General features: G+C 73.5%; 4 protein-coding genes. 3 read left to right on the forward strand and 1 reads right to left on the reverse strand.

From position 1 onward, the window contains the following. Together J1C73_RS18655 and J1C73_RS18660 are read left to right on the forward strand one after the other, a co-directional pair. Positions 1-567 (forward strand): sensor histidine kinase (locus J1C73_RS18655; RefSeq protein WP_242644366.1); only part of this gene is annotated, 567 nt, incomplete at its 5' end. Next, the gene (locus J1C73_RS18660; RefSeq protein WP_207317407.1) at positions 567-1,217 is read left to right on the forward strand and encodes a response regulator transcription factor; all 651 of its coding nucleotides are present in this window, start codon (positions 567-569) and stop codon (positions 1,215-1,217) included. The genes J1C73_RS18655 and J1C73_RS18660, both read left to right, overlap by 1 nt. Positions 1,218-1,242: 25 nt before the next feature. Here J1C73_RS18660 and J1C73_RS18665 read toward each other — a convergent pair whose 3' ends face one another. Next, complete coding sequence (locus tag J1C73_RS18665) at positions 1,243-2,238, reverse strand: helix-turn-helix transcriptional regulator (RefSeq protein ID WP_207317405.1); 996 nt, start codon at positions 2,236-2,238, stop codon at positions 1,243-1,245. Positions 2,239-2,300: 62 nt separating this feature from the next. Between J1C73_RS18665 and J1C73_RS18670 the strand changes: the two genes are divergently transcribed. Then, positions 2,301-2,559, forward strand: a 259-nt coding sequence (locus J1C73_RS18670; RefSeq protein ID WP_207317406.1) for a maleylpyruvate isomerase N-terminal domain-containing protein, incomplete at its 3' end; no start/stop codon positions are given.

The following is a 2,559-nucleotide window of genomic DNA, read 5'->3' on the forward strand; positions in this document are numbered from 1 at the left end:
CGCGATCTGCACGACGGTGCGCAGCAACGGCTCGTCGCCCTCTCCATGACGCTCGGCCTGGCCCGGCTGGAGAGCCCCGCGCAGCCGCTGGCCGGACTCCTCGCCAAGGCCCATGAGGAGGCCGGGGTCGCCCTGGTGGAGATCAGGGAGCTGATCCGGGGCATCCACCCCCAGGTCCTCACCGACCGGGGGCTGCGGGCCGCCGTGGAGGATGTCGCGGACCGCTCGGTGGTCCCGGTGGACGTGGAACTCGATCTGCCGGAGCGGCTGCTCGAAGCCGTCGAGACCGGGGCCTACTTCGCGGTCTGCGAGGCGCTGGCCAACGTGTCCAAGCACAGCGGGGCGAGCCGGGCCCGGGTGACCGGCCGGACGGAGCGGGGCCGGCTCGTGGTGGAGGTCTCGGACGACGGGATGGGCGGGGCCGTGACCAGCGGCGGAACGGGACTTGAGGGGGTGGCCGATCGTCTCTCGGTGCTCGGCGGCCACCTGCTACTGTCCAGTCCCCCCGGCGGGCCCACGGTGTTCCGCCTGGAGGTCCCCGCCCCGCCCGCGAACAAAAGGACCTGATCGTGCGGATCGTACTGGCCGAGGACAGCGTGCTCCTGCGGGAGGGACTGGCGGGCCTGCTGGAGCGGTTCGGCCACCAGGTGGTGGCGGGCGCCGGAACGGCCGGCGAGCTGATCGCGGCCGTCACCGAGCACCGCCCGGACATCGTCGTGACCGATGTCCGGATGCCCCCCGGCTTCTCCGACGAAGGGCTGCGCGCCGCGATCGAGCTGCGCACCCGGCAGCCGGACCTGCCCGTCCTCGTGCTCAGCCAGTACGTCCAGCGCACCTATGCCGAGGATCTGCTCGACTCCGCGGACGGCAGGGGTGTCGGCTATCTGCTCAAGGAACGGATCGGCCACGTCGAGGAGTTCATCGACGCCCTGCACCGGGTCGGCGCGGGGGACACGGTGGTGGACCCGGAGGTGGTCCGCCAGCTGATCCGGCACCGCAGGGACCCCATGGCGCGACTGACGGCCCGCGAGCAGGAGGTGCTGGCCCTGATGGCGGAGGGCAAGTCCAACGCCTCCATCGCCGCGGCGATGACGGTCAGTGAGGGCACGGTCAGCAAGCACTTCGGCAGCATCCTGGGCAAGCTCGACCTGTCGCTGGACGACACCACGAACCGCCGGGTGCTGGCGGTACTGGCGTACCTGCGGGGCAGCCCTTAGGCCGGCGCCGGACCCGAGGCCGGACTCAGCCGGCCGGCTCCGGCTCCGAGATCGCGCCCGCCGTCCACTCCGCGTCCGGGACTCCGTACACGGAGGCGAGTTCGGCCGCCAGCTCCGCGAGCCGGGCCCTCGTGCGCGGCGGGCCGAGGACCTCGATCTGTGCGCCCAGCCCGGCCAGTTGGGAGGCCAGCACCTCGGGTGACGGGCCGTCCACCTCGATCTCCAGCCGCCCGTCCGCGGCCCCCGCACCGATCCGCAGCCGGCCGCCGAACAGCCGTCGCAGGATCACCTCGGCCGCTGGGTCGGCCAGGGCCCGCGCCGTCACCGCGTGCATGCGGTCCTCCACCGCCGCGGCGAGGGAACGCCAGGCCGTGGCGAGATCGAAACCGTCGGGCCGCACGACGGGTTCACCGGTCGCCTCGACGGACGTGACGCGGCTGAGCCGGAAGGTCCGCAGACCGCGTTCGGTACCGGCGACGAGATACGCGGAACCCGCCTTGGACGCGAGCCCGAGCGGATGCACCGTCCGCTCACCGGCCGGCCTGCCGGGGCCCGCGTATCCGAGCCGGACCTGCACCCCGTCGATCACCGCCCGCTGGAGCGCGTCGAGCCGGGGTGCGTCGGCCGTGACCGCGGTCCGCGACCAGTCGGTGGCATCGGTGACTCCGGCGCGTGCCGCCGCCTCGGCGTCCGGACGCAGGGTCACCGGCAGGGCCCGTACCAACTTGCGCAGGGCCGTACGCAGTTCGGGCGTGGCCGAGGACGGCCCGGCCAGCAGGAACAGTGCCCGGCTCTCGTCGGCGGTCAGCCCGGTGAGGTCGGTACGGGCTCCGCCGACGAGCGACCAGCCGCCGCCCCGCCCGCGCTGCGAGTAGACGGGGATCCCGGCGGTGGCCAGCGCCTCCAGATCGCGGCGGGCCGTACGTTCGGCCACGTCGAGTTCGGCCGCGACCTCGGCGACGGTCACCCGTCCACGCGACTGGAGGAACAGCAGCAGCGCCACCAGACGATCAGCTCTCATGCCGGTCATTCTCTTCCGGAAACTGGCCAGAAGGTGGCCAGTTTCGCTTCCAGGATGAGGCCATGACCGACAACACCACGCACCACACCGCCCATCGCCACTCCGGCACCGCCCCCGCCGATCCCCGCACCGCCCTGTGGAAGGCCGTCGCCCTGGCCGGAGCGACCCTGACCACCCTTCCCCCGGAGCGGCTGGACGGCCCGACGCCCTGCCCCGACCACACCGTGCGACGGCTCTGCGACCACCTCGTCGCCGTGCTGCGCAGGGTCGCCCTGATCGGCCGCGGCGGCGACCCGCTGGAACTCCCGTCGGTCGCCGACG

Source organism: Streptomyces laculatispora (genome assembly GCF_017353455.1).
Classification (GTDB): Bacteria; Actinomycetota; Actinomycetes; order Streptomycetales; family Streptomycetaceae; genus Streptomyces; species Streptomyces laculatispora.